Origin of the sequence: Wolbachia endosymbiont of Drosophila nikananu (assembly GCF_028981865.1) — a bacterium.
Taxonomy (GTDB): domain Bacteria; phylum Pseudomonadota; class Alphaproteobacteria; order Rickettsiales; family Anaplasmataceae; genus Wolbachia; species Wolbachia pipientis_B.
The window spans coordinates 1-575 of record NZ_JAPQLL010000077.1 but is presented as its reverse complement, the minus strand read 5'-3'; the positions used below and the strand labels follow the sequence as shown (position 1 = coordinate 575).

Annotated in this window: 1 rRNA gene; it reads right to left on the bottom strand. The window is 52.9% G+C overall.

Annotated features, from left to right (window positions below):
• Positions 1 to 575: ribosomal RNA gene (locus tag OZD67_RS06085) — 23S ribosomal RNA — on the bottom strand; the annotation flags it as partial.

Sequence of the window (575 nt, the reverse complement as noted above, 5' to 3'; positions counted from 1 at the left end):
TTGCTGCAAACAGAAACTCGCTGACCCATTATACAAAAGGTACGCCGTCACCCCATAAGAGGCTCCGACTGCTTGTAGGCATTCGGTTTCAGGTCTATTTCACTCCCCTCGTCGGGGTGCTTTTCACCTTTCCCTCACGGTACTTGTTCACTATCGGTCACCAGGGAGTATTTAGGCTTGGAGGGTGGTCCCCCCATGTTCAGACAGGGTTTCACGTGCCCCGCCCTACTCAAGGATCTTTAAAAGCATTACGCATACGGGACTATCACCCACTATGGCCACACTTTCCAGAGTGTTCTGCTTCTCTTCCAAAGACCACTGGCCTGTTCCGCGTTCGCTCGCCACTACTAGCAGAATCTCAATTGATGTCTTTTCCTCCAGGTACTGAGATGTTTCAGTTCCCCGGGTTCGCCTCATCATCCTATGTATTCAGATGATGATACCCTTGCGGGTGGGTTGCCCCATTCGGATATCTACGGATCAAAGCCTGCTCGCGGCTCCCCGTAGCTTTTCGCAGCGTGCTACGTCCTTCATCGCCTCCTGGTGCCAAGGCATCCACCGAATGCCCTTATCGC